Below are 3,407 nucleotides of genomic sequence, written 5' to 3'. Positions count from 1 at the left end.
TCCTTCACTCAGATGGCTTCCTTTGCCAAAACCTCTGGGATGGATACGGCTCAGGCTTTGGATCTGACCACTCGTGCCACCAGAGCAGCGGCTGATGGGGCAGCATTTTACGACAAATCCATCGAAGAAGTCACCGAAAACCTGCAATCCTTCCTCAAAGGAAACTATGAAAATGACGCAGCTCTAGGTATTTCTGCAACAGAAACCACTCGTAATGCAGCGGCGAACAAGCTCTATGGAAAGTCCTTCAATGAACTATCAGAAGCTCAGAAGCAGTTAACCCTCCTTCAAATGGTAGAGGACGGCAATGAACTCTCTGGAGCCTTGGGACAAGCTGCTAGGGAATCAGACGGACTGGAAAACGTTCTGGGTAACTTAAGACAGTCTGGAACTAATGCTCTAGCAGCAATCGGTCAACCGATTCTGGAGATGCTTATTCCAGTCTTCCAAAGTTTGGCAGACATTGTTAGTCAACTAGCGACTTGGTTTACCAACTTATCCAGTCCCATCAAGGAAGTCGTCATTATCTTCACAGGTATTTTAGCCGTGGTAGGGATGTTACTTCCAGTTTTCTTGGGCTTACAGGTTGCGGCAGCCGCTATGGGGACAACCGTTGTTGGAATGATAACGGCATTTTTGCCGATTGTGGGGATTATTGTTGGTATTGTAGCTGCCATTACCTTACTGATTGTTGGGTTAAAAGAACTCTGGACGAATCACGAAGGCTTTCGAACGACTGTAATGGAAATCTGGAATAGTATCTATGCCTTTCTGACCATGATCATCCAGCAGATTTCTAGTTTTGTTATGTCCATCTGGGGAACGCTAACCACATGGTGGACTGAAAACCAGCAATTGATTCTAAATGCTGCAACCACGGTATGGAATGCCATTTCAACGGTCATCACTACAGTAATGACAATTCTTGGACCATTGATTCAAGCTAGTTGGGAAAATATCAAACTCATCATCACAACCGCATGGGACATGATAATGGTTGTGGTTGAAACAGCTATCAATATGGTTCTTGGAATCATTAAAGCTGTGATGCAAGTCATAACTGGTGATTGGGCGGGTGCTTGGGAAACGATTAAGCAGGTACTTTCAACGGTATGGGAGGGAATAATATCTCTTATTTCCATTGCATTAAACTTCATTGCCCAATTTATTTCAACTGCTTGGACGGGTATCAAGAATACCATCTCAAATGTACTATCTGCCATTAGTTCTGTTATTTCAACTATATGGTCAGCTATTCAATCAACAATATCCAGTGTCCTATCTGCGATTGGTTCAACTGTTTCAACTATCTGGAACGGTATCAGTAGTACTGTATCCAACATCTTGAATGGTATATCTAATACGGTTTCATCTGTTTGGAATGGTGTGAAAAACACCATTTCAAGTGCTATCAATGGTGCAAGAGATGCCGTGAGTAATGCCATCAATGCTATTAAAAATCTCTTTAACTTCCAAATCAGATGGCCACATATTCCACTTCCTCATTTTCGAGTATCAGGTTCAGCCAATCCACTGGATTGGTTAAAGGGGGGTATTCCAAGAATCTCCATTGATTGGTATGCCAAAGGAGGAATTTTAACCAAACCAACCGCATTTGGGGTAAACGGCAATAGCCTAATGGTTGGAGGTGAGGCTGGAAAAGAAGCAGTCTTGCCTTTGAATGAACAAACATTGGGTGCGATTGGTCGAGGAATCGCAAAGACCATGACAAGCAATCTACCAACCATTCATATCACCATTACTGGAAATACAGTAAGAGAAGAGACTGACCTTCACCGACTTGCGGAGATGGTTGGAGAGAAATTAGTGTATGAATTAGAACGTCAGCAAGTATTGAGAGGAGTGAAACCATGATTAGACATAATGCATTAACCATTGGTGGAGTAACCACGGCTAGTTTTCCTTTTAAGGTAATCGTGGAAGATAGCCCTTCTATCACAGTTAGTGAAAGTAAGACGCAATTGATAGAACACCAAGGTCTGTCAGGTGCGGTTCTTCAAACCAATCCTCGCAGAAGTGTCATGGAACTGAGCTATACCCTCTATCTTGTTAAACCTAGTGAAGAACAGTTATTTTCCTTTTTGAAGCTATTTTTGAAAGAAGGATTTTGGCTTGAGAACGCTAGTTTCAAGACCATACGCTTTTGGTGTTACAAGGTTCACCATACTCCAGTTCAAAAGGATAAGCTGGGGGTGTATGAGTTTAAGGTTACATTTTCTTGTCACCCAACCAAGTGGTTCAAAACGACAACCTCGCAGGTGTTTAGAACCAGTGGTGTTTTGCGATGTCAAGGTTCAGCCATCGCTTTTCCAAAGATTACCATAAGTGGCAACTCGAGTAGTGAAACTAGCTTTACAATTGGGGAAGATGTCATCCGCCTGGAGCGATTACAAGAAACACTCATTATGGATAATAATCCTAGTCAGCCAAGTTTTAAGACACAAAGAGGTCAGCCTGTAAAATGGTCTGGTGATTTTCTTTCTATAGATGCAGTTAGGAATGACTCAGTTGGAGTTGTCTTAGGTGCTGGCATCACATCATTAACAATAGAAATGAATTGGGGGTGGGCATAGAGTGCTATCATTATTAGACAAAACTGTTCGAACGGCAAAATGGCATGGGAAACCACTCCCAGAGACCATAAAAGCAAGTGTCAAGGAAACCTTGAATGGGGATTTTGTCCTGAACTTTACCTATCCGATCACAGATAGTGGACTATTTCGAGAGTTAAAAGAGGACTACCTCGTTCGTAGCCCAGTTCCAGTATTGGGACATCAGTTGTTTCGAATAAAGAAAGTCATCGAAGGAGACGCCAGTATTGAAGTTGTGGCCTATCATATATCAGATGACGTCATGAGTAGGTTGGTATCGCCATTTAGATGTGAACAGGTACCCTGTGCAACTGCCCTATCAAGCATGGTCATGGCAAGTAAGTCTCCACTGGGAGATTTTTCTTTTACCAGTGACATTGTCAAGAACAGAACCTATACAACGGACAAGGAACAGACGCTGTACTCCACACTACTGGATGGTAAACACTCTATCCTTGGAACTTGGGAGGGAGAATTGGTTCGAGATAACCTTGCCCTAACTATAAAGAGTGAGCGAGGACAAGACCGTGGAGTTGTTATCTCTACTCACTACAATTTGAAAAAGTATCAACGAACCAAAGAAAGTTCACAGATTATCACTCGTATCCATGCCACTTCAAGCTTCAAGCAAGAGGGGCAGGATAGGGAGACTGTACTTCAAGTCACTGTAGATAGTCCGTTGATTAACTTCTATCCTTTCATCAATGAAGTGACCTATACCAATAATAATCTCAAAACTCGACAGGAGTTAATAGAGTGGGCTAGTAGCAAGTTTCGCTTAGAGGGAATTGATAA

3 protein-coding genes are annotated in these 3,407 nt (G+C 42.5%); all 3 read left to right on the top strand.

Annotated elements, in window-relative coordinates:
* The coding region (locus K5Q34_RS11600; protein WP_221865056.1) for a phage tail tape measure protein at nucleotides 1–1,875 on the top strand (1,875 nt) is incomplete at its 5' end.
* Nucleotides 1,872–2,594 carry a phage tail protein gene (locus K5Q34_RS11595; protein WP_221865055.1) on the top strand — a complete coding sequence of 241 codons (723 nt, stop codon included), beginning with the start codon at nucleotides 1,872–1,874 and terminating at the stop codon, nucleotides 2,592–2,594. The genes K5Q34_RS11600 and K5Q34_RS11595, both read left to right, overlap by 4 nt.
* Before the next feature lies 1 nt (nucleotide 2,595).
* Nucleotides 2,596–3,407: phage tail spike protein (locus K5Q34_RS11590; RefSeq protein ID WP_313770354.1), on the top strand; the 812-nt coding region annotated here is incomplete at its 3' end.

The sequence above is a fragment of the Streptococcus sp. 2018110 genome, assembly GCF_019754115.1.
Taxonomy (GTDB): domain Bacteria; phylum Bacillota; class Bacilli; order Lactobacillales; family Streptococcaceae; genus Streptococcus; species Streptococcus hashimotonensis.
The sequence above is the reverse complement of the archived record's forward strand: the minus strand, read 5'-3'. Positions and strand labels throughout refer to the sequence as shown.